At 70.0% G+C, this 21,719-nt stretch carries 16 protein-coding genes and 1 pseudogene; 8 read left to right on the forward strand and 9 right to left on the reverse strand.

Features of this window, described 5'->3' with window-relative positions; all coding sequences use genetic code 11:
- The first annotated feature begins 99 nt into the window (after positions 1 to 99).
- From CUT83_RS07290 to CUT83_RS07305, 4 genes are all read left to right on the forward strand, one after another.
- Complete coding sequence (locus CUT83_RS07290) at positions 100 to 1,419, forward strand: ABC transporter substrate-binding protein (RefSeq protein ID WP_101255061.1); 1,320 nt, start codon at positions 100 to 102, stop codon at positions 1,417 to 1,419.
- 105 nt (positions 1,420 to 1,524) lie between these two features.
- Positions 1,525 to 2,502, forward strand: a complete 978-nt coding sequence (locus tag CUT83_RS07295; RefSeq protein WP_101255062.1) for a carbohydrate ABC transporter permease — start codon at positions 1,525 to 1,527, stop codon at positions 2,500 to 2,502.
- Positions 2,499 to 3,371, forward strand: a complete 873-nt coding sequence (locus CUT83_RS07300) for a carbohydrate ABC transporter permease (protein ID WP_101255063.1) — start codon at positions 2,499 to 2,501, stop codon at positions 3,369 to 3,371. Before CUT83_RS07295 ends, CUT83_RS07300 begins: the two co-directional genes overlap by 4 nt.
- 856 nt (positions 3,372 to 4,227) lie before the next feature.
- Complete coding sequence (locus tag CUT83_RS07305; RefSeq protein WP_101255064.1) at positions 4,228 to 5,742, forward strand: AAA family ATPase; 1,515 nt, start codon at positions 4,228 to 4,230, stop codon at positions 5,740 to 5,742.
- 64 nt (positions 5,743 to 5,806) lie between these two features.
- Here CUT83_RS07305 and CUT83_RS07310 read toward each other — a convergent pair whose 3' ends face one another.
- Positions 5,807 to 6,250 carry a hypothetical protein gene (locus tag CUT83_RS07310; RefSeq protein WP_101255065.1) on the reverse strand — a complete coding sequence of 148 codons (444 nt, stop codon included), beginning with the start codon at positions 6,248 to 6,250 and terminating at the stop codon, positions 5,807 to 5,809.
- Positions 6,251 to 6,938: 688 nt separating this feature from the next.
- Entirely contained in the window at positions 6,939 to 7,706 is a 768-nt protein-coding gene (locus tag CUT83_RS31355) for a calcium-binding protein (RefSeq protein ID WP_101255066.1), read from the reverse strand.
- A gap of 441 nt (positions 7,707 to 8,147) precedes the next feature.
- Here CUT83_RS31355 and CUT83_RS07320 point away from each other — a divergent pair, with 441 nt between their 5' ends.
- A complete protein-coding gene (locus CUT83_RS07320; protein ID WP_478079045.1) occupies positions 8,148 to 8,822 on the forward strand; it encodes a lytic polysaccharide monooxygenase auxiliary activity family 9 protein in 675 nt (224 codons plus the stop codon).
- A 380-nt stretch (positions 8,823 to 9,202) separates the two neighbouring features.
- On the opposite strand, the gene CUT83_RS07325 is transcribed toward CUT83_RS07320, so the two are convergent.
- Together CUT83_RS07325 and CUT83_RS07330 are read right to left on the reverse strand one after the other, a co-directional pair.
- Positions 9,203 to 10,228: an MDR family NADP-dependent oxidoreductase gene (locus CUT83_RS07325; RefSeq protein ID WP_101255068.1), complete on the reverse strand. Its 1,026-nt coding sequence runs from the start codon at positions 10,226 to 10,228 to the stop codon at positions 9,203 to 9,205.
- Between the two features lie 25 nt (positions 10,229 to 10,253).
- A pseudogene (locus tag CUT83_RS07330) lies at positions 10,254 to 11,184 on the reverse strand (dTDP-glucose 4,6-dehydratase).
- Between the two features lie 737 nt (positions 11,185 to 11,921).
- Between CUT83_RS07330 and CUT83_RS07335 the strand changes: the two are divergent.
- The 3 genes from CUT83_RS07335 to CUT83_RS07345 all read left to right on the forward strand — a co-directional run bounded on the left by CUT83_RS07335 (position 11,922) and on the right by CUT83_RS07345 (position 17,680).
- On the forward strand, positions 11,922 to 13,562 hold the full coding sequence (locus tag CUT83_RS07335) for a penicillin-binding transpeptidase domain-containing protein (protein WP_101255069.1): 1,641 nt from the start codon (positions 11,922 to 11,924) through the stop codon (positions 13,560 to 13,562).
- Positions 13,563 to 14,338: 776 nt separating this feature from the next.
- The gene (locus CUT83_RS07340) at positions 14,339 to 15,763 is read left to right on the forward strand and encodes a non-reducing end alpha-L-arabinofuranosidase family hydrolase (protein ID WP_101255070.1); all 1,425 of its coding nucleotides are present in this window, start codon (positions 14,339 to 14,341) and stop codon (positions 15,761 to 15,763) included.
- Positions 15,764 to 16,138: 375 nt separating this feature from the next.
- Complete coding sequence (locus tag CUT83_RS07345; RefSeq protein WP_101255101.1) at positions 16,139 to 17,680, forward strand: fused MFS/spermidine synthase; 1,542 nt, start codon at positions 16,139 to 16,141, stop codon at positions 17,678 to 17,680.
- A gap of 100 nt (positions 17,681 to 17,780) precedes the next feature.
- Here CUT83_RS07345 and CUT83_RS07350 read toward each other — a convergent pair whose 3' ends face one another.
- The 5 genes from CUT83_RS07350 to CUT83_RS07370 form a co-directional block, all read right to left on the reverse strand.
- Complete coding sequence (locus CUT83_RS07350) at positions 17,781 to 18,608, reverse strand: pentapeptide repeat-containing protein (protein ID WP_101255071.1); 828 nt, start codon at positions 18,606 to 18,608, stop codon at positions 17,781 to 17,783.
- Between the two features lie 294 nt (positions 18,609 to 18,902).
- Positions 18,903 to 19,772 carry an energy-coupling factor ABC transporter ATP-binding protein gene (locus tag CUT83_RS07355; protein WP_101255072.1) on the reverse strand — a complete coding sequence of 290 codons (870 nt, stop codon included), beginning with the start codon at positions 19,770 to 19,772 and terminating at the stop codon, positions 18,903 to 18,905.
- Positions 19,769 to 20,518, reverse strand: a complete 750-nt coding sequence (gene cbiQ / locus CUT83_RS07360) for a cobalt ECF transporter T component CbiQ (protein ID WP_101255073.1) — start codon at positions 20,516 to 20,518, stop codon at positions 19,769 to 19,771. The genes CUT83_RS07355 and cbiQ overlap by 4 nt, the downstream gene beginning before the upstream one ends.
- A gap of 4 nt (positions 20,519 to 20,522) precedes the next feature.
- Positions 20,523 to 20,987: an energy-coupling factor ABC transporter substrate-binding protein gene (locus tag CUT83_RS07365; protein ID WP_240958309.1), complete on the reverse strand. Its 465-nt coding sequence runs from the start codon at positions 20,985 to 20,987 to the stop codon at positions 20,523 to 20,525.
- A complete protein-coding gene (locus tag CUT83_RS07370) occupies positions 20,987 to 21,697 on the reverse strand; it encodes an energy-coupling factor ABC transporter permease (RefSeq protein ID WP_101255102.1) in 711 nt (236 codons plus the stop codon). Before CUT83_RS07370 ends, CUT83_RS07365 begins: the two co-directional genes overlap by 1 nt.
- Positions 21,698 to 21,719 lie beyond the last annotated feature (22 nt).

Raw genomic sequence — 21,719 nt, forward strand, 5'->3', positions numbered from 1 at the left:
CGGAGGATAGGGGAGCTTTACCGGTTCACAACTGGCTGACATAGTCGCCGTCAACCACCACCGGAGCCCGAGCCGTGATCCTTGGAAGGAGCTGGGCACATGGGGAAGAGGACGCTGAGCGTCGCTCTGTTCGCCGCGATGCTGACCGTTGCGGGGTGCAGCGGAGGAGCAAGTCCGAGCGCCGACGAGACCGCGGCCGCGCCGGCGAACCCGGACGACGCGTCGGGGGGCATCACCGTACTGACCAATCGCACCGACCTCGTCGAGGACGGAACGATGAAGAAGTACGCCGATGAGTTCAACAAGGTCTACCCCAAGGTGAAGGTCACGTTCGAGGGTCTCACCGACTACGAGGGGGAGGTGAAGATCCGCATGAACACGGAGGACTACGGCGATGTCCTTCTGATTCCGTCCGCAGTCGCCAAGGGCGACTACCCGAAGTTCTTCGCTCCCCTCGGCGACACCTCGTCGATGAAGGAAACCTATCGCTTCACCGGCAAGACCGACGTCGCCGGCAAGACGTACGGCATCGCCACCTTCGGTACCGCCAACGGGCTGGTCTACAACAAGGCCCTGTGGAAGAAAGCCGGGATCAGCGACTGGCCCACGACCACCGACGAGTTCCTCGACGATCTCAAGACCGTCAAGGAGAAGACCGGGGCGACTCCCTACTACACCAACTTCAAGGACGGCTGGCCGCTCGAGAGCCCTTGGACCAACGGTGTGGGATCGATCAGCTGCGACGCCCAGGCCACCGACCAGCTTGCGGCGACGGACGAGCCCTGGGCCGAGGGCAGCGACCTCCGCACCCTCGACGGGCTTCTCTTCGACATGGTCCAGCAGAAGCTGACCGAGAAGGACCCCGCCACCACGAACTGGGAGAGCTCCAAGACCCTTCTGGCCAAGGGCAAGGTCGGCAGCATGATGCTGGGCTCCTGGGCGATCAACCAGATGCGGGACGCGGCCGAGAAGGCAGACCAGAACCCGGACGACATCGGGTTCATGCCGGTCCCCTCCCAGAAGGACGGCAAGTTCTGCGCCACCCTGGTCTCGGACTATCAGCAGGCCGTCAACATCCACTCCGAGCACAAGGAGGCCGCCCGGGCATGGATCGACTGGTTCACCGAGAAGTCCGGCTACGCGACGAAGGAGGGAGCGGTCTCCGTCCTGAAGTCCGAAGCGATGCCGGCGACGCTCCAGGACTACGTTGACAACGATGTCCAACTGATCGAACGTTCCGAGGCGAAGACCGCCGAGGTCAACGCCATCGACAACGCCGCCGAGATCGGGCTCAACAAGCCCGACTACCGGAAGAAGCTCATCGACATGGCCCGCGGTGCCACCGACGGCTCCTTCGAGAGCTACATCGAGGAGCTGAACAAGCGATGGTCCGAAGCCAGGCAGACCGTCGGTTCCTGACCCATCCCGACTGAACTCAGCACCTGCCGGGTCCCGCCCACCGTCTCGGACCGGGACCCGGCGCCCCAGTGCCCTCAGCGGACGACGAAAGGCCCTGGTTCCGCGATGACCCGAACGACTTCCACCGCCTCACCCCCCGCCCAGGCTGCCGCCGGACCGGCCCGTCCCGGAAAACTGCCCGGCCGGCCCCGCGCCCGGGCCGCCGCGTCATGGCGCGACCGGCCGATGCGCAAGATCACCCCCTGGCTGTTCCTGCTGGCGCCCCTCGCCCTGCTGATCACGTTCACCTACGTGCCGGTGGGCAACATGATCTACTACAGCTTCACCGACTGGGACGGTGTCAGCCCGGACCGCAACTACGTCGGAGCGGGGAACTACGCCGAGATCTTCACCCGCCCCGAGCTGCTGCGGGTGTTCGCGGTCAGCTTCTACTACCTGGCCGCCTCGGTGGTGCAGATCGTCATCGCGCTGTACTTCGCGGTCATTCTCAGTTTCGATCTGCGCTTCAGGAACCTGTTCAAAGGCATCCTGTTCTTCCCCTACCTGGTCAACGGTGTCGCGATCGGCTTCGTCTTCCTGTACTTCTTCCAGGACGGCGGCACGCTGGACTCGGTCCTGTCCTGGTTCGGCATCGGCACCGACCACGCCTGGCTGGGGACCCCGGAGTCTGCCAACACCTCCATGGCCGGCGTTTCCGTGTGGCGCTTCACGGGCCTGAACTTCGTCCTCTTCCTGGGCGCGATCCAGTCGATCCCAGGGGAGCTCTACGAGGCGGCTCAGCTGGACGGTGCGAGCCGGTGGCAGCAGTTCCGCCACATCATCGCGCCGAGCATCCGGCCGGTGGTGAGCCTGAGCGTCATCCTGGCGATCTCCGGCTCACTGTCCGTGTTCGAGATTCCGTACATCATGACCGGCGGTGCGACGGAGACCTCGACGTTCGTCATCCAGACGGTGAAGTTCGCCTTCCAGTTCAACAAGACCGGCCTGGCCTCCGCCTGCGCGGTGGTGCTGCTGGCGATCATCCTGGTGATCACCTGGATCCAGCGCCGCCTCGTGCCCGACGAGAAGGTGGATCTCGTATGACTCCCATCGCCCCCGCCCGCCCGACGCAGGGACGAGCGCGCCGTCGTCCGCGCATCAGCACCGCCCTGACGTATCTGTCGCTGATCGTCGCCTCCCTCGTGGTGCTGCTGCCACTTGTCGTGGTCTTCCTGACCTCGCTCAAGTCCTACGGGGAGATCTCCGAGGGCCAGGGCGCGCTGGCACTGCCGGAGAACTGGCTGAACTTCTCCAACTACGCCACTGCCTTCACCGACGGCCATATGCTGATGGCCTTCGGCAACACGGCCTTCATCCTGTTGTTCTCCATCATAGGAACCGTGATCATCGGATCGATGACCGCGTACGCCATCGACCGCTTCGACTTTCGCTTCAAGAAGCTCGTCATGGCCCTGTTCCTGATCGCCACGCTGGTGCCGGCCGTCACGACCCAGGTCGCGACCTTCCAGGTGGTCAACAGCTTCGGTCTGTTCAACACCAGGTGGGCGCCGATCCTCCTGTACATGGGCACCGACATCGTGGCGATCTACATCTTCCTTCAGTTCATCCGCGGCATCCCCAGGTCTCTCGACGAGGCTGCGCGACTCGACGGTGCCAACGCCTTCACGATCTACCGGAAGATCATTTTCCCGCTGCTGAAGCCGGCCATCGCGACCGTGGTCATCATCAAGGGCATCACCACGTACAACGACTTCTACATCCCCTTCCTCTACATGCCCTCCGAGGAACTCGGGACGATGTCGACAGCCCTCTTCCGGTTCAAGGGCCCCTTCGGAGCACACTGGGAGAACATCTCCGCCGGCGCAGTTCTCGTCATCGTGCCGACCCTGGTGGTCTTCCTGTTCCTTCAGCGCTACATCTACAACGGCTTCGCCCAAGGGGCCACGAAGTAGCGGTTCCCGACGCCTCGGCCCGACGCCTCGGCCCGGCGACGCCGGTCCAGGCGTCGGCTGGTCGGGGTGTCGGCTGTGGAGGCGTCGAAGCCGCAGTCCGAGTCAACGGCTGTCGGGCGAACACGATCGCGACACATTCCGCCGGGCGTGCCCAGCTCCGACGACGTCCCGGGGCCGGGCGGTGAAGGTCCGGCCGCGCGCGGCAGATCACTGCTATGGAGACCTGGAGCCTCGACCACCGGCTCCGGCGCGGTTCGCGATCTGTGGGGATCGTAAGCACTCTCGTTGTTGATCGTCGGTCGGCCACGAGACCTCGATTGATGCCGAAATCGTGACGCTCGTTTGACGCTCCGATCTTGGAAGCGGCCTCCCAGTGCTCATGAAAGGGCCCCTGACCTGCATCTTTCATCTCAAAGGGAAGTGCCGACGTGTTCCCGATGACCCACCACGTGGAGTGCGTCGCCATCCTCAAGCCCGCCCCGAAGCGCTCCTGACCTGCGAGTTCGTCGAACCGGGGACTTTGCTCGACCTGTTACCGGCCCTCCATCGGGTGGAACGGCCGCTTCACCCACGAAAGCGACCTGACCTGCGGTTCTGTCGCGAAGCGTCCCTCGTTCCCACTGCGGTGCGAGGGCCTCGCCCGGAGTCCTGACGCCCGTGTGACGCCCGGCTCCCCACGGCGGGGCCGGTGGAAGCGGCGTGCCGTGATGTGCGCGACGCGGCCTTGCCGCGGAGTCGCCGGGACGGTTCCGCGACCCTCGCTCCGGCGGTGCTCCCAGCCGATCTCGACCAAGCAGGGTCGTGCGGAATGCGTCTAAGTACACTTAGACGCATTCCGTCGTAGTGGGGCAGGATGATGGAGGTTTCGGTGAGTGGGAGCGTGCTGACCAAACCTGCGGACGTGGTCGACCGCGATCGTGAGTGGGATCTGCTCACCGAGTTCGTCACGGACCCGGACCCGGCGATGCGTCTGGGGATCGTGTCGGGGCGCAGGCGTTACGGGAAGTCGTACCTCCTGCAGGCTCTGTCGGAGCGGATCGGTGGCCTGTACGTCACGGCGGTGCGGGAGGAGGGACGGCTGCCGGCGATACAGCGGTTCAGCGACGCAATCGCGGTCCACGCCGGGCTGCGCCCGGGCACGCTGCGGCTGACCGACTGGCGCGAAGTCCTGGCCAACGCCCTGGACGTCACCGTGCGCTCGAAAACGCCACTGCTGGTGATCGACGAGTTGCCGTACCTCCTCCAGCACTCCTCCGAGATCCCGGGCGTGCTCCAGCAGCTCTACGACGAGCGCCAGCGCGGCACCGGAGCCGGTCCCGGACCACGGGTGATCCTCTGCGGGTCGGCGATGAGCGTGATGCACGAACTGCTGTCGGGGACGAAGCCGTTGCGCGGCCGCGCGGTGGTCGATCTGCGGCTGGGCGCCTTCGACTACCGGGCGGCAAGGAAGTTCTGGCAGATCGACGACCCGCTGACCGCCCTACAGGTGCACGCCGTCCTCGGCGGGGCGCCCGGCTACCGGCCGGTGGCCGCCCGTCCGCACCCGAACGACGGCTTCGCCGCCTGGCTCTCCCGGACGCTTCTGGACCCCGGGCGAGCCGTGTACTCACGCACGGAGACGGAGTACCTGCTGCGCGAGGACCCGCGCATCACCCATCACACCCTGTACTACGACATCCTCACCGCCATCGCACAGGGCGCCACCACACCCACCAAAATCGGCGCGGCCCTGGAACGGCAGCGCAACGCCGTCACTCACCCGCTCGATGTCCTCGAGTCCACCGGTTACGTCCAGCGCGAGCAGGACATCCTCCGCCCCCGCCACCCGGTGATCACCCTGGCCGACCCGGTGATCCGCTTCAACCAGCTGATCACACTGCCGCAGGCGGCCACCGTCGAGCAGGGTTTCGCCGAACAGGCGTGGCAGGCAGCCGCTCCCACCTTCAACTCCAAGATCCTCGGCCCGCACTTCGAGGACCTCGCCCGCACCTTCACCCGCCGCTACGCCCACACCCTGCTCCCCGGCGGTCTGCCCGGTCCGGTCGGTACCACCGAGGTCGCCGACCCGGCGGCCCGCACCAAGCACGAGGTCGACGTCATCGCCCTCGCCCTGGGCGAGCGTCCGCAGGCGCCGCGCGCCCGGATCGCCCTGATCGGCGAGGCCAAAGCCACCGCCGCCCGCCGCGGCACCGGCGATCTGCAACGCCTGGAGCACATCCGCAGCCTGCTCACCGACCAGGGCTACGACACGACGGGCGCCACGCTGGCCCTGTTCTCCCTCCACGGTTTCTATCCCGATCTGGTCGACGCAGCGGCTCGCCGCGATGATCTCCTGCTGGTCGACCTGCCGGGTCTTTACGGGATCGGGTAGCCCAGCGAGTTCATGGAGACTCGCCCCAGCCCCTCCGACCGGCACGTTCGGAGATCGCGAACGCTCACCGCTGCTGCGAGGTGGCCGGGGAGCAGGAGTTCACCTTCGGCCTGTTCTTCACGCTGCGACTGCGGGTGCGTACGGCCCGTTCGCGGGGCGTTTCGTCGCTCGTTCCGAATCCCAGCACGACGCTGCATCCCTCGCGGGCACGCTGCAACCCGAAGCCCCTCAACCGCTCGACGCTGGTCCCCACGGTTCCGACTCGGCCGAGCTTCACGAGCTTCACGAGCTCCGCGAACTCCGAGCCGACGAGGTGGCCGGCCGCCCTCTCGTAGCTGAAGATGCGCCCACCCCTGGGTCCGAGCGTGCAGTCGTCCTCCAGGAGAACGCGGTGTAGAAGAGGGGAATGTACATGCCGTGCTGCCGGCAGCGGTGGCATCGCGAAGTGGACGCCCTTGGGGCAGCCTCTCGGGATTGAGGCGATGCGACAGGTTCGCGTGACGCTCATTTGGCGCTCCCCGCCCGGAAGACCATCGCGCAGGATGCAGAACACCCTTCTGACCTGCGGGTTATTCGGCGGCATGGATTCGCACGCGTTCCCGATGACCCACCACGTGGAGTGCGTGGCCATCCTCAAGCCCGCGCCGAGGAGTTCCTGACCTGAGGTTCCACCGAGCCGGGCACCGCGTTCGACCTGTTCGCGGCCATCCACCGGGTGGAACGGCCGCTTCGTCCGCCGAAGCGGCCTGACCCGGTGCGGTCATGAGCCCGGACCCGGCCGGCGAGGGCTTCCAGCGCCGGGGGCGTCGCCGGAAGCACGCCTCGAACGCCTCGAACGCCTCGAACGCCTTGGACGTCACTCTCGGCGGCCGCCTCCGGGCCACTTGCGCTCCCTGTGGTCCCCCTTCCGGTCGAAGGCTTCTTCGCTCGGGCGGCACCGGCGTGGACTCGCCGGACCGGTGCCGCAGTCGCCGCAGTCATGACACTGGAAGTGTTCCGCGTGTATCCGACGTGGTCACGGAAGGAAGGTGAGGAGGACCCGGCTCCCGCCGGGGCACCTCGTGTCGCGCGGAGACCTGCCGTCCGCGGCGTTCGCGGTGTGACGCGGCTCGGGTGGCGGGTCGCCGGCGGTGGTGGCCCGGCGCCCGCGACGCTGTCCGCGCCGCGGGCCGGGGCCTTCGCGCATGGAGGCGCACTTACGGGAGGAGGATGTTGCGGCCGGGGCCGCCTTCGAGGGTGTCCTTTCCGGTGCCACCCCAGACGAGGTCGTCGCCATCTCCGCCGTCCAGTGTGTCGCTGCCGGGGCCGCCGAGGAGGATGTCGCGGCCGTCCCCGCCCATGGCGTGGTCGTCGCCGGGGCCGGCGTGCACGGTGTCGTCACCGCCATAGCCCTCGATCATGTCGTCGCCCCGGCCGCCCCACATCCGCTGGTTGCCGTTGTCACCCATCAGGTGGTCTATGCCGTCGCCGCCGTGCAGGGCTGCGGGCCCCATGACCATGTCGTTCCCCGCGTCGCCCTGCACCTTGCGTGCGGTGTGGGCGTGCAGTTCGTCGTCGCCGGGGCCGCCCCTGACGGTGCCGATCCCGGGGGTGAAGGCGGCGATCGTGTCGTCGCCGTCGCCGAGGAAGACGTCGATCCTGTCGGGCCGGGGGCTGTCGGCGGGTAGTTCGCAGACGACGGAGGTGGTGTCCTCGGGCCTGGAGTACGCACAGTGGTCGCCCGGCGCGAGCGGGACCACGTCGCTGAAGCCGATCCGCCGGATCCCGTCGCTGGTGTACATGGAGAATATGCTGAGGTTGTTGGTCTGTCCCGCAGCGGCGGTGAAGACGATCGACTGAGTCGCCCAGTCGGCTCCGACGCGGGCCTTCGCCTCGGTGGTGGCGGCCGCTGCCGGGCCGGCGGCGAGGCCGGCGGCTAACAGGGTCACGGTGACCGCGCTGACGGTGGCTCGGTTTCGGTTCATGAGACCTCATCTCGATGGGGGGACGGTCGACCCGCTCGGTGTGGTGCTGCCCGGGACCGGGCGGACGGTCGTGGGGCAGTCTCCCCCGCCGGCCCGGAGGATCTGCAAGACCCTCGTAATGACCAGTCGTCACGGGGGAGACGGTGTCCCTCCGGATGTGATTGCTGGTCTCCGCTGGTCAGGCATGTTCCCGGTGTCGCCGTGGCGGGATTCGCGCGGTTGGTTCCGGCTCCGTGGCGCGGCGTCGCCCCGCGCGCCGGTCCGGGCCGCACCCTCGCCTTCCGGGCCGGGGGAGGGTTCTGGCTCCCGGCTTCCGGAAGGTTCCCTGCTCACCGCCCACTTCCGTAATCGACTCCGTTTGCTTCATTGACATTTCACTCAGAAGTCGTACCGTTGGGAGCGCTCCCATGGTGCACCGCAACTGGAAGGAGTTCCCCCCACATGCGTAAGAAGAGCCCATTAACCGGGCGTTCCCGGTCGGCCCTCCGCCGGCCTCTCCAGGCGCTCGTCATGCTGTTCGCCGTGGTTGTCGGCGCACTGACCTGGACGGCCCCCGCCCAGGCTCACGGCACCATCGTCAACCCCGCCTCCCGCGCGTACCAGTGCTGGAAGACCTGGGGCGGCAACCACATGGACCCGGCCATGCAGACCCAAGACCCCATGTGTTACCAGGCGTTCCAGGCCAACCCTGACACCATGTGGAACTGGATGAGCGCGCTCCGCGACGGCCTCGGCGGCCAGTTCCAGGCGCGGACCCCCGACGGGACGCTCTGCAGCAACAACCTCTCGAGGAACGCCAGCCTGAACAGGCCCGGGCCGTGGAAGACGACCAACGTCAGCAACAACTTCACCGTCCAGCTGCACGACCAGGCGTCCCACGGTGCCGACTACTTCAGGGTCTACGTGAGCAAGCAGGGCTTCGACCCCAAGACCCAGACCCTGGGCTGGGGCAACCTCGACTTCATCACGCAGACCGGCCGCTTCGCCCCGGCGCAGAACATCAGCTTCAACGTCAACACCTCCGGCTACACCGGACACCACATCCTGTTCGTGATCTGGCAGGCCTCGCACCTCGACCAGGCCTACATGTGGTGCAGCGACGTGAACTTCGGCTGAGCCGGAGAGCGCCGCACACCGCACCGGCCTCGGCCGGGCGCCGATAACCCGCCGCCCGGCCGACCGGGCCCCGTCGGGGCAGGGGACGACCCACCTGGTCACCCTGCCCCGACGGGGCTCCCCGCGCTCCTGGTGTGGACACATCCGATCGCGCGGCAGTCGCACGGCATGAGGCGCCCGGCCGCCGAGTGCAGCTTCTCGCCGACGAACAGTTCCAGGAACCGCGCGCGTCGCCGTGCACATTCGGCCCCACGAGGTGGACACCGTCCAGGCCGAGCTCCTCGGAGATCATCGGATTCCCCTCCTCAGCCGGCGCCGCCGGCGTCATCTGGTCGATCCTCGAAGGAGACTCCTTCCCGGGAGCCGCTCAGTGCCGGCCGTCAGGAGATCTTGACGAGCACGTTGCCCTTGTAGGTGCCGCGCAGCAGGTTGATGAGCGCCTCGGGCGCGGCCTCCACGCCGCCCTCCACCACGGTGTAGGGCAGCACGATCTTCCCCTCCTGGAGCCACTGGGCGAAGTGCTGGTTCCACGCCTGGACCTGCTCCGGTGTGTGGTAGGTGGAGAACGGCTTGATGACGATCTGCCGGACGATCCCGGTCATGACGTCCAGCCGGGGGAACGCCCCCTGGGCGTCACCGGTCTGCGCGGAGACCGCGCCCCCGAGCGCGAACCGGGCACCCTGCGCCGCCACCTGCACGGCGGCCTCGAAGTGCTCACCGCCGACCAGGTCGAAGAACACGTCGATCCCGTCGGGAGCCAGCTCGGCGAGCTGCTCGGCCACCGGGCCGTCCTTGTAGTTGAACGCGGCGTCGTAACCGAGCACCTCGGTCAGATAGGCCACCTTCTCGGCGCTGCCGGCCGAGCCGATGACCCGTTTGGCCCCCCGAGCCTTGGCGATCTGGCCGGCCAGCGAACCGACACCGCCCGCCGCGTTCGACACGAAGACCACATCGCCCTCGCCGACCTCCGCGACATCGGCGATGCCGTGGTACGCCGTGATGCCCTGGTTCAGGAAGTACTCCAGACCCGGGTACCAGGCGGGCTCGACCTTGAAGTACTGGTCGGCGGGCCCGGTGGAGTACTCGGTCCAGCCGTCCAGGTGCTGGACGGTGTCGCCCACGGCCAGGTCGGGGCTGTCCGAGGCCACGACCACGCCGATCGCGCCGCCCCACGGCCGCTCGCCGACCTTGTAGGCGGGCATCATGGGCAGCCCGGGGTCCTCGGTCATCAGGTCCCGCATCACGGCGGTCACCTGAAGGTACCGGTTGTGCACCACCACGTTGCCGACCGTGGGCGCGGTGGCCTCCACCTCGGCGACCTCGAAGTTCTCCTTCGACGGCTGGTCGGTGACATAGCGCGCCAGGCGTACTTCCTTGCCGGCCTTGGGCAGAGTCTGGGCGGTCATGGGTAATCCCCTTCGGTTTATTTCTTCACTCATTGAGGCCCGTTTCGAACGGCTGCTCGGGGATGAAGCCCAGTTCCTCTCGGATCTTGGCCATATCCAGGGAGTACCGCTGGTCGTGGCCGGGGCGGTCGGCGACCTGTTCGACCATCTCCCAGCCGGCCCCGCAGCTTTCCAGCAAGTGGGCGGTCAGTTCCCTGCCGGTCGGTTCCGTGTCGCCGCCGACGTTGTAGACCTGGCCGGCCCGGCCGCCGCGCAGCACCAGGTGAGTGGCCGCGCAGTGGTCCGCGACGTGGAGCCACTCGCGGACATTGGCGCCCTCCCCGTACAGCGGGACACGGCGGCCTTGCAGAAGGTTCGTGACGAAGCGCGGTATGGCCTTCTCCGGACTCCGGTACGGACCGTAGTTGTTTCGAGCACCGGGTGATCACGGCGTCCAGGCCGTGGGCCCTGTGCGCGGCCAGCACCAGCAGATCGGAGGCGGCCTTGGACGCCGCGTAGGTAGGGTCAGTTGGGCGCAAGCGGCTGCTCCTCGGTCCACGAGCCGACCGGGATCGATCCGTAGACCTCATCGGTGGACACATGCACGAAACGCCCGACACCGTGCCGACGGGCGGCGTCCAGCAGTACCTGTGTGCCGAGCACATTGGTCGACACGAAGTCACGGGCATCCTCGATGGACCGGTCCACGTGCGACTCGGCGACGAAGTGAACGATCACATCGTGCCCGCGTACCGCCTCGTCGACCGGCTCCGCGAGGCGGATGTCACCACGGAGGAACGAGAACCCGGGATGCCCGGCGACCGGTGCGAGGTTCCTCATGTCGCCGCCGTGGCCGAGCACATCGAGCACGGTGACCCGGGCACCGCCCGCGGGGGTCCCGGAAGCCTGCCGGACAACAGGGCCCTGACGTGCTGCGATCCGATGAAGCCCGTACCACCGGTGACGAATATCCGCATGCGACGGATGGTAGGAAAGCGGGCTTGAGGCCGGGTCGAGCCGTAATGGCGGACGGGACCGGCCAGACCGACTCGTGGCCCGAACCTCTGTCACGGCTACGGCCTGCGAGTTCGTACACGGTGGGCGGTGAGACGCCGAGGGCGTGCCGCGGTGGAGTGAGCGCACCGCATCCGCATCGCGGCGGGTGACGGTGGCGATGCCCCGGGGGGCGAAGTGGTGTCGGAGCGCGTTCGCGGCGTGTCCCGGACGGACTCGGAGAGGGGCCGCCCGCCGTCGACGACCGTCCTGGTGCGGCTTCCTGCCGACAGCACGGGCGAGCGGCGGACTCACCCCGGCGGAGGGCGGCCCGTGGCAGACCGTGACGCCGTTCGACGGCAGGGAATCCGGGCCGGCGGTGGGCCGGCGGTGGGCCGGCGGTGAGTTCCTGGAAGGCCGTCGGCCGAGCCGGGCCCGGCTTCTGGATTTCGGCCAATCCAGCGGGATTCGGAGCCCGGCCGGTGCCGTGCCGACGGACGGTTGGAGTGAGCCGCCGACCGGGATGCGGGGAGGTATTCGGCGGACAAGCAATTTATGAGTGCTGTGCGGCTTCTTGTCCACGTTGTGCGGTGATGTGTGCGGGCGGCACGCGATCTCTTCGCCTTGCGCCGTGTGTCGCTGCCGGTGGTGGCGTGTCGTGGTGCTGGCTTGAAACAACTTTTCCCGAGGAAGCCGGGAAGGTGGCTCCTACAATGGGGATATGACACAAGGGATTCAGTTTCCGCGGGGAAGGCGTTCTGCGCGCCGGCGTCCGGTCCTCGGAATTTTAGTCGCGGTCGCCATTGTGGCCGGTGCCGGATACTGGGTGTACAACGCGCGGGGCGATGACGGCGATGCGGAAGTGGCGGCGGCGACTGAGCGGGTGGAAGGGTTCCTCGCGGCGTGGGAGGCCGGGGACGCCGGCGAAGCGGCTTCTTACACAGATGCTCCGGGCGCCGCCGAATCGCTCATCGACTCGGTGTTGACGAATCTGAAGCCAACGGAGACCGAAATCGCCGTCGATGGTGTCGCCGAACGAGTTGAGGGGGAGGTGAAGGTTCCCTTCAGGGTGGAGATGCGGATTCCCGGTGTGGGCGAGTACGCGTGGAATTCAAGCGCCGTGGCCCGGAAGGAAAAGGACGGGGGGTGGGAGGTGGAGTTCACCACGCCCACGGTCCATCCGGAGATGAAGCACGGCCAGACCCTGGCGCTGCAGTCCCGGGAACGCGCGAAGATCCTCGACTCGACCGGTGCCGAGCTCCAGGCGTCGTCTTTGACCGGCGCCGTCGACCCGGAGAGCGGGAAGGGTGTCTCGGGGCTCCAGCGTCGCTATGACGAGCAGCTCACGGGGGGCGGTGGCGGAGCGAAGTCGGTGGTGGTCGCGGACCGGGACTCGGGGCGTGCGGTGAAGCGACTCGGCGAGGAGAAGGGCGACCGGGGAGAACCGGTCGAGACCACCATCGACCCGAGCGTCCAGGTCGCGGCTGCCGAGGCGCTGGAAGGTGTGGACAAGAAGGCCGCCATCGTTGCCGTGGCTCCGAGCAGTGGCCGGATCCTGGCCGCCGCGAACGTTCCGGGCGGAATGAACCGCGCGCTGACGGGGCGCTACGCGCCGGGCTCGACGTTCAAGGTGGTCACCACCGCCGCGCTGCTGAAGGCGGGTATGCGTCCCGAGGACGTCGCAAACTGCCCCGAATTCGCTCACGTCAACGGTCAGCGCTTCGAGAACCAGGACCGGTTCACGCTGCCGGCGGGCTCCACCTTCAAGGACTCCTTCGCCGATTCGTGCAACACCTTCTTCGTCAACGCGCGGGACGAAGTGTCGAATTCGGCCCTCCAGGACACGGCCCGGACTTTCGGGATAGGTGGAGTGTGGGACGTGGGAGCCGTGACCTTCGACGGTGCGGTCCCGGTTCCCGGGAACGAGAACGAAAAGGCCGCGTCCATGATCGGGCAGGCGCGTGTCGAGGCTTCTCCGCTGGTGATGGCCTCGGTCGCGGCCACGGTCAAGGAGGGCGAGTTCAAGCAGCCGGTTCTGGTGCCGGACGTGGTGAAGGAGAAGCACGAGGCACCGGAAGCGCTGGACCCGGCGGTGGCCGCCGATCTGCGCACGATGATGCGGGCGACGGTCACCGAGGGGGCGGGAGTGGAGCTGAGGGGCGTCCCCGGCCGGCCCCATGCCAAGACCGGCACGGCCGAGTTCGGCAGCGAGGACCCGCCGCGTACGCACGCGTGGATGATCGGCTTCCAGGGGGACCGCGATCTGGCCTGGGCGGTGCTGCTGGAGGACGGCGGGTCCGGAGGCGCGGACGCGGGCCCCATCGCGGCGAAGTTCCTCCAGAACCTCGGCCGACCTGCCTGAGTTCGGCACCCGTACCGCCCCTCCCCGGACGCGGCCCGTGTCCGGGGAGGGGCGGTACGGGTGCGGGGAGTCGCGCCGGCGGAGACGGCCGCGGCCGGTGAACGGCGGGGGCCGCCGCCCGCCGGCACCACCCCGGCCCCGTTCTCCCCCACAGGTTCCACCCGGACCCGGCCGAGTCGGCGGCCACCGCGGTGATCTCCTCCCGAACGGCCTGCGGACCCGCTGCGGAACCGGCTGGGATCCGTCCCGCGACCCGACTTCGCCCGGCATCCCGTCCGAGGTCCTTGTCGCGGCCTGTCGGATACCGGACGCCGCCTCTCCGCGGGTCCTTGGGGTGTTCCGCCGTCGAAGGCGGCGCATGCGAGAGGTGTTGACGCCGTCCGCCTCCTCCTTATCATTCAGGTTGCTCGACAAGCCGACCAACGTTCGACATATCGAACATCCGGAATCGCTCCGATGCACAGCGGTGCGTCTCCGGGGCGCGCCCCGAACGCCGAGCCGTAAGGAGTCTGCCGCATACGTATGTCGTGGCCTCACGGATCCCTCTCCCGCCGTCGTGCGCCGGACATGCCCGTCCTGCGCTCGTACGGGCCGGCGTACGGGGACCGCCGGCCGCTCGGCTGCGCCGTTGCGGACCTCGGCGCCGAGTGCGGCCTGAACGGAGCCCGCGCCCGGGCCCGTACCCGGGCCCGCACGCACACCGCACCACACCGACAGTCCGGCCGGGCTCCGACGAGGCCGGCCGGAACCGCCCACTCAAGGTTGGGAAAGTCCCCATGCGCAGAGGAAGTTCCATCCGCAGGCATCCGTCCGCGGCGCTCGCCGCCGCGGCCGCGGCCCTGGCCGCGCTGGCGGCGATGCTCGTCGCCCCCTCGGCCCAGGCGGCCGACAGCGGAGCCCTACGCGGTGTCGCCTCGAACCGGTGCCTCGACGTGCTGGGCGGCAGCACGGACAACGGCACACAGTTGCAGATCTACGACTGCTGGGGCGGGAGCAACCAGCAGTGGACGCTGACGGACGACAATCAGCTGACCGTGTACGGCGACAAGTGCCTGGATGTTCCGGACCACGCCACCGAGGCCGGTACCCGGGTGCAGATCTGGACCTGTTCCGGCGGTGCGAACCAGCGGTGGCGGGTGAACTCCGACGGCACGATCGTCGGTGTGGAGTCCGGGCTGTGCCTGGAGGCCGCGGGCGCGGGGACGGCCAACGGCACGGCGGTGCAGATCTGGACGTGCAACGGCGGCGGCAACCAGAAGTGGACGGGCCTGTCCGAGACGCCGCCGACGGACGGCGTGTGCTCCCTGCCCTCGACGTACCGGTGGTCGTCGACGGGTGTGCTGGCGCAGCCGGCGAACGGGTGGGACGCGGTGAAGGACTTCACCGCCGTCAAGCACAACGGCAGGAACCTGGTCTACGCGACGAGCGCGTCGGGATCGTCGTACGGCTCGATGATGTTCAGCCCCTTCACGAACTGGTCGGACATGGCGTCGGCGGGCCAGAGGGGGATGAACCAGGCCGCGGTGGCGCCCACGCTGTTCTACTTCGCGCCCAGGAACATCTGGGTGCTGGCGTACCAGTGGGGGGCGTGGCCCTTCATCTACCGCACGTCGAGCGACCCCACCGACCCCAACGGCTGGTCCTCCCCGCAGCCGCTGTTCACCGGGAGCATCTCCGGCTCCGACACCGGCCCGATCGACCAGACCCTGATCGCCGATGACGAGAACATGTACCTGTTCTTCGCCGGTGACAACGGCAAGATCTACCGGGCGAGCATGCCGCTGGGGAACTTCCCGGGCAACTTCGGCTCGTCGTACACGACGATCATGAGCGACACGAAGGCCAACCTGTTCGAGGGCGTGCAGGTCTACAAGGTCAAGGGCCAGAACCAGTACCTCATGATCGTCGAGGCGATGGGCGCGAACGGGCGCTACTTCCGGTCCTTCACGGCCTCCAGCCTCAGCGGCTCGTGGACCCCGCAGGCCGCCAGTGAGAGCAACCCCTTCGCGGGCAAGGCCAACAGCGGCGCCACCTGGACCAACGACATCAGCCACGGTGACCTGGTCCGCGACAACCCCGACCAGACCATGACCATCGACCCCTGCAACCTGCAGTTCCTCTACCAGGGCAAGGACCCCAACGCGGGCGGCGACTACAACCGGCTGCCGTGGCGGCCGGGCGTCCTCACCCTGCGGCGCTGACCTCCCGTTCCCCGGTGACCGTGGTGCGGTGCGGTCCGCGGGCACGTGGGGGAGCGGTCCACGGCGTGGGCGCTTCCACCCGCCGGCCCGCACTCACCGCCCAGGAGAACCCCGGCCGTGCGGCGGCCGGGGTTCCCCTGGGGCCGGCACCGCCGCGGCGTCCGGACCGAACCCGTCCTCGGAGAGGCGGGCGCGCTCGGCCCCCACCACGGCATGCCCGTCACAGGGAGGGCCGAACCGGTCCGTCCCGCCCGCACCGCGGCGCCCCGGGCCGTGCCCCGCGCCCTCGACGCGCGGGGCACGCCCGCGGTGGGCGGACCGCCGGGCAACAAGGGCTCCCGTCCTGTCCGTTCGGCCGGTGCGGCACATGCGAGGATGTCGCTTGTGACCGAATCGTCTTCCCCGCCTGTCGCCGAGGCCGTGCCCCGCGGCCATGGTCTGGGATCCCGCGCCGCGGCCGTGCTCGTGTTCGGGTCCTCGGCCGCGGTCCTGGTGGTCGAGATCGTCGCCCTGCGGCTGCTGGCCCCCTACCTCGGCCTCACCCTGGAGACCAGCACCATGGTGATCGGCATAGCCCTCACCGCGATCGCGCTGGGCTCCTGGCTGGGCGGGCGCGTCGCCGACCGGGTCGATCCACGCCGGCTCCTGGGCCCCTCGCTCGGGGTGTCGGGAGCGGTCGTGGCGCTCACCCCCGCCGTACTGCGCGGCACCGCAGAGTGGGCGCCGCCGGCGCTGTTGACGATCGCGTCGCTGACCATCCTGGTGCCGGGCGCGCTGCTCTCCGCGGTGACGCCGATCGTGACCAAGCTGCGTCTCACCAGCCTCGCCGAGACCGGAACGGTCGTCGGCCGGCTGTCCGGCGTCGGTACCGCGGGCGCCATCTTCGGCACCGTCCTGACCGGCTTCGTCCTCGTGTCGCGACTGCCGGTCAGCGGCATCCTGATCGGCCTGGGAACACTGCTGGTGGCCGGCTCGGCGCTGGTCGAGTGGCGAACGCGCGGGTGGAGCGGCACACCCGCCCTGACGCTCGCGGTCGTCGCCGGCGGCCTGGCCGCCACGGCCGTGCCCGGCGGCTGCGACGTGGAGACGAGATACCACTGCGCACGGGTCGTCGCCGACCCCGACCGGGACAGCGGCCGCACACTCGTCCTGGACGGCCTGCGGCACTCCTACGTCGACATCGAGGACCCGACCTTCCTGAAGTTCACGTATGTACGCGCCATCGCGTCGGCGGTCGACGCGGCCTTTCCCGAGGGCGAGGCGCTCGCCGCCCACCACCTGGGCGGCGGCGGGCTCACCTATCCCCGTTACCTCGCGGCCACGCGGCCGGGGACGCGCAGTGTCGTGTCCGAGATCGACAGCGGGGTCGTGCGCATCGACCGGGAACGGCTCGGTCTGGGAGACGAGACCGGTGTCGACGTACGGGTCGAGGACGGCAGGCTCGGCCTGCGGCGGCTGGAGACCGGCAGCCGCGACCTCGTCGTCGGCGACGCCTTCGGGGGCGTCAGCGTGCCGTGGCACCTCACCACGGTGGAGGCGCTGGCCGACGTACGGCGGGTGCTCGACGAGGACGGCCTGTACGTCGCCAACCTCATCGACCACGGTGATCTCGCCTTCGCACGTGCCGAGGCGGCCACCCTCGCCGAGACCTTCGAGCACGTCGCCCTGATGGGTGAACCCGCCGACATCGGTCTCGCCCCGGCCGCCGCCGACGGCGGCAATCTGGTGGTGCTCGCCTCCGACCGGCCGGTCGACCCGCGCGCGACCCAGGAAGCACTGGACGCCCGGCGGACCGGCTGGAAGATCGCCACCGGCGACGGCCTCGCCTCCTGGATCGGCGACGCCCGGCCGCTCACCGACGACCACGCGCCCGTCGACCAGCTCCTCCAGCCCTACGGCTCACGGGGCAGCCGGTGACAGGACACGTCTCACCACTGCCTCGTGGCCCTCGGTGACGGCGGCTCCGGCCCCCGGGCGGTGGTGCGGACCGGAGCCGGGCGGGACGTGGCCCCGGGCCTCACCCGGCCCAGTGCCCGGGCCGCCGGAGCGCCGCCGGGATCCGGGTCGCCCGGTCTCCGCGAGCGGCGTTGAGCTGCGGCTGCGTGAGGAACAGGGCTCCCGTCAGATCCGCGCCGCACAGGTTCGCGTCCCGCAGGTCCGCACCGATGAGGTCCGCCTCCCGCAGGTCCGCGCCGGACAGATCGGCGGCGATCAGGCAGGCGCCGCGCAGGCAGGCGCCGCGCAGCCTGGCGTTCCGCATGCGCTTGCCCACGAGGTCGGCGCCCCGGAGGTCCTTCCTGCGGCCGGGCACCGAGGCGCGGGCGAGCTCACCGGCTCGCAGCAGCAGCGCGTTCACCTCCCGGTGCAGGGCCGTCACGTCGACTGCGAGCAGCGACTCGGCCGTGTCCCGTGTCAGCGCGTCGATCCGGTCGTAGGCGCGACGCAGATCACGGCGGACGGGCCGGGCGGCCGGCAGGTCCAGCGCCTCGGCGGTGTACCGCAGCAGTTCGTGCAGGTGCCGCATGACCGGGAAGACCTCGTACATCGTGCGGGCCGAACCCGGCTCCTCGCGCCAGCTGCGGCCCCCGAAGGTCACCTGGGAGACCTTCTGCCCGGCTCCGAAGCAGTCGAAGACCGTGCAGCCGTTGTAACCGCTGTCGCGCAGCCGCTCGTGGATACCGCAGCGGAAGTCCCGCCGGAGGTTGCCGCACGGGGCGCCGGCGGCCTTGTCGGCGGCGAAGTCGGCCGAGCGGGCGAAGGGCAGCGCCACGCAGCACAGGCCGAAGCACTTCTCGCAGTCGGCCCGCAGCTCGGGGCCGGCGGCGTTCGGGGTCTGCTGGGACAAGACGGTCGTTCTCCTGGTGGGGCGGGTGGTGGAACACCGCTGAATCCCCTGCGGTGTCCGGCCGTGTTCACGCGGGTTCAAGCGGGTTCACGCGGGTTCGCGCGGGTTCGCGCGGGAAAGCCAGCCTTTCATTCTATGCGGCCCGGTGTGTCGCGGCCAATGGCCTTCCGTCGTGCGGTGTCCGTCCGCTCCCGTCACCGGCTGCTCGCGGGGGAGAGGAAGCACCCTTTCGAACCGGGGCTCCTCCTGTCCGCATGCCCTCCGGCATGCCCCGGCCGGCCCGCCGGCGGCGCGTCAGCCGTCCGAGCGGGGCCGGGAGGCGGCGGCACCGGTACGGACGAGCGCGGCCAGCTCCTCCGGAGTACGGGGGCCGTCGTCGTCGGCGGCGGTCAGCAGGCCCCGTGCCCGCAGCAGCCGTTCCACCGCGACGCCCCAGGGCAGACGCAGCCCCGCCCGGTGCAGAAGACCGGTGCGGGCCAGCATCGAGGCGGCCGGTCCGGTGCGCACCCCGTCCGGGGTGAGCAGCGCGGCGTCGTCGGCCCAGAGCAGGGCGAGGTCGACGTCGTGCGTGGCCATCACCACCGTCGTGCCGCCCTCGCACAGTCCGCCCAGGGTGGCGAGCAGCCGCTCCCGGCCGTCCGGGTCGAGCCCCGCGGTCGGCTCGTCGAGGACCAGGACCTCCGGCCGCATCGCGACCGCCCCCGCGATCGCGGTCCGCTTGCGCTGGCCGTAGGAGAGCAGATGGGTGGGACGGTCGGCCAGGTGGCCGATGTCCAGGGCGGTCAGCGCTTCGTCCACTCGCGCCCGCACCTCGGAGTCCGGCAGCCCGAGGTTCAGCGGCCCGAAGGAGACGTCCTGGGCGACGGACGCGGCGAAGAGCTGGTCGTCCGGATCCTGCACGACCAGCTGGACGGTCGTCCGCAGCCGGGTCAGCCCCTTGCGGTCGTAGGCGACGGGCCGCCCCCGCAGGATCAACTCACCGGCGTCCGGCCGCAGTCCGCCGCTCAGCAGCCGCATCAGCGTGGTCTTGCCGCTGCCGTTGCGGCCCAGCAGGGCGAGCGTGCGCCCCCGGCGCACCTCGAAGTCGAGGCCGCTGAGCACAGGCGGCCCGTCCTCATAGGAGAAGGACGCCTCCCGCAGGGCCACGAGTGCCGGCTCGCTCACGTCAGCGGTCCTTCCAGGGCGAAGGTGAGGGCGGTCACGGCACCCAGGAGCGCGACGCTGCCGGAGGTGAAGCGCGCGGAGACGCCCGCCTCGGGCACCAGCACCCGCAGGGCGCCGTCGTAGCCCCGTCCGGCGAGCCCGTCCTGGAGCCGGGCGGCCCGGCCGAAGGCGCGTACGAAGGCGGTGGCGCCGAGAGAGGCCAGGGAGCGCCAGGCCGCGGCCCGGGTGGTGTGCCCGAGCCGGGCGGCCTGCGCCTCGCGGACGCGACGCACCGAGTCCAGCAGCAGGAAGCTCATCCGGTACGTCACCAGGGCGACGTCCACGACCGGCGCGGGTACGCCGGCCCTCACCAGCCGGGGCAGCAGGTCGGACATCGGGGTGGTGAAGGCGAACAGCAGCATGCCCAGGGAAGCCGCCGAGGTGCGCAGCAGCAGCTCCCCGGCGCGGGCCGGGCCGTCGTCGGCGAGGGACAGCAGCCCCTCCGGGCCGGCGACCTGGACCAGCAGCGTGGCCGCGCCGGTCACACAGAAGCCCAGGGGCACCCGGCAGGCGCGCCACAGCCTGCGTCCGGGCACGCCCGCCGGGCCCAGCAGCACGGCTAGCGCGGTCAGGGCCACCAGGGCCGCGCCCGGCCAGGGCGGCAGGCAGAGCGCCAGCGAGGTGAGGCCGAATCCGAGCACGGCCTTGTCCACGGGGTGGCGGCGGCGCCAGCGGTTGCTGTGCGCCGCCGCGTCGATCGGCAGCACGGGATCAGACCTCCCGGGCCCCGGTGCCCCCGGCGCCTCCCGCGGTGTCCCCGGTTTCCTCCGGCGGCGCTCCCGACTGCGCTCCCGACTGCGCCCCCGGCCGCGCTTCCGGCCGTGCCCCGGGCAGGGGGCCCGACGGTGCTTCCCCCGGCGCCCCGGCCGGCCGCTCGCCCTGGCGGCGTCCGCGGCGCAGGCCGAAGTAGTAGGCGACGACGCCCGCGCCGAGCGCGGCCTGCAGGGCGAACAGCGCCGACTCGACCTCGCCGGACGGCGGCTCGTACAGCGGGGAGAACCACGGCTCGTAGTCCGGTTCGATCTCGGTGATCGCCGTCTCCGCCTCGGCGTCGGCGCCGGCGAAAGGCTCCTCCTTGTGGTCGCCGAGTCCGAGGGCCAGGGGCAGGACCGCGAGGGCGGCCACGGCGAGCAGCAGCAGGACGTTGATCCCGGTGTCCCTCTTCGTCACGCTCATCAGGCCACCGCCCCGCTGCCGGCGGCCTTCTCCGCCCCGGCCCGCCCGCCGGAGACCAGCACGCCCAGCCGGGTCAGCTCGCCCCGGCTGGACTGCACCAGCAGCCGCATCACGAACACCGTCAAAAGCCCCTCGCTCACCGCGAGGGGGATCTGTGTGAGGGCGAAGATGGAGCCGAACTTGCCGAGCGCGCCCCAGAACCCGCCGGACGGGTCGGGAAACGCCAGCGCCAGCTGCGCGCTGGTGACGCAGTAGGTGGACAGGTCGGCGGCGAACGCGCCGGAGAAGACGGCGGCCATCAGCGGCGCGCCGGACCGCCGCAGCAGCCGGTAGAGGGCGTATCCGGCCCAGGGGCCGGCGATCGCCATCGAGAAGGCGTTGGCGCCCAGCGTGGTCAGGCCGCCGTGCGCGAGCAGCAGCGCCTGGAAGAGGAGCGTGATGGTGCCCAGCACCGCCATCATCGGCGGCCGGAACAGGACGGCCCCCAGCCCCGTGCCGGTGGGGTGCGAGCAACTCCCGGTCACCGAGGGAAGCTTCAGGGCCGACAGGACGAACGTGAAGGCCCCGGAGGCGCCCAGGAGCAGAGTGCTCCCGGGATGCTCCCTGACCTCACGGGTGAGACGGCGGACTCCGTGGACGATGAACGGAGCGGACGCGGCGCCCCAGGCGACCGCGTGCGCGGGGGGCAGGAAGCCCTCGGCTATGTGCATGACCGGACAGACCCTCTCCAGC

It is taken from the genome of Streptomyces barkulensis (genome assembly GCF_002843305.1).
GTDB lineage: Bacteria > Actinomycetota > Actinomycetes > Streptomycetales > Streptomycetaceae > Streptomyces > Streptomyces barkulensis.

Bases quoted from the DNA above. Each gene is read 5' to 3' on its own strand.
- CUT83_RS07335 (WP_101255069.1), top strand. From the start codon at position 11,922: ATGACACAAGGGATTCAGTTTCCGCGGGGAAGGCGTTCTGCGCGCCGG.
- CUT83_RS07295 (WP_101255062.1), top strand. From the start codon at position 1,525: ATGACCCGAACGACTTCCACCGCCTCACCCCCCGCCCAGGCTGCCGCC.
- CUT83_RS07310 (WP_101255065.1), bottom strand. From the start codon at position 6,250: ATGAGCGTCACGCGAACCTGTCGCATCGCCTCAATCCCGAGAGGCTGC.
- CUT83_RS07370 (WP_101255102.1), bottom strand. From the start codon at position 21,697: ATGCACATAGCCGAGGGCTTCCTGCCCCCCGCGCACGCGGTCGCCTGG.
- CUT83_RS07305 (WP_101255064.1), top strand. From the start codon at position 4,228: ATGGAGGTTTCGGTGAGTGGGAGCGTGCTGACCAAACCTGCGGACGTG.
- CUT83_RS07325 (WP_101255068.1), bottom strand. From the start codon at position 10,228: ATGACCGCCCAGACTCTGCCCAAGGCCGGCAAGGAAGTACGCCTGGCG.
- CUT83_RS07340 (WP_101255070.1), top strand. From the start codon at position 14,339: ATGCGCAGAGGAAGTTCCATCCGCAGGCATCCGTCCGCGGCGCTCGCC.
- CUT83_RS07365 (WP_240958309.1), bottom strand. From the start codon at position 20,987: ATGAGCGTGACGAAGAGGGACACCGGGATCAACGTCCTGCTGCTGCTC.
- CUT83_RS07345 (WP_101255101.1), top strand. From the start codon at position 16,139: ATGTCGCTTGTGACCGAATCGTCTTCCCCGCCTGTCGCCGAGGCCGTG.
- CUT83_RS07290 (WP_101255061.1), top strand. From the start codon at position 100: ATGGGGAAGAGGACGCTGAGCGTCGCTCTGTTCGCCGCGATGCTGACC.
- CUT83_RS07320 (WP_478079045.1), top strand. From the start codon at position 8,148: ATGCGTAAGAAGAGCCCATTAACCGGGCGTTCCCGGTCGGCCCTCCGC.
- CUT83_RS07300 (WP_101255063.1), top strand. From the start codon at position 2,499: ATGACTCCCATCGCCCCCGCCCGCCCGACGCAGGGACGAGCGCGCCGT.
- CUT83_RS31355 (WP_101255066.1), bottom strand. From the start codon at position 7,706: ATGAACCGAAACCGAGCCACCGTCAGCGCGGTCACCGTGACCCTGTTA.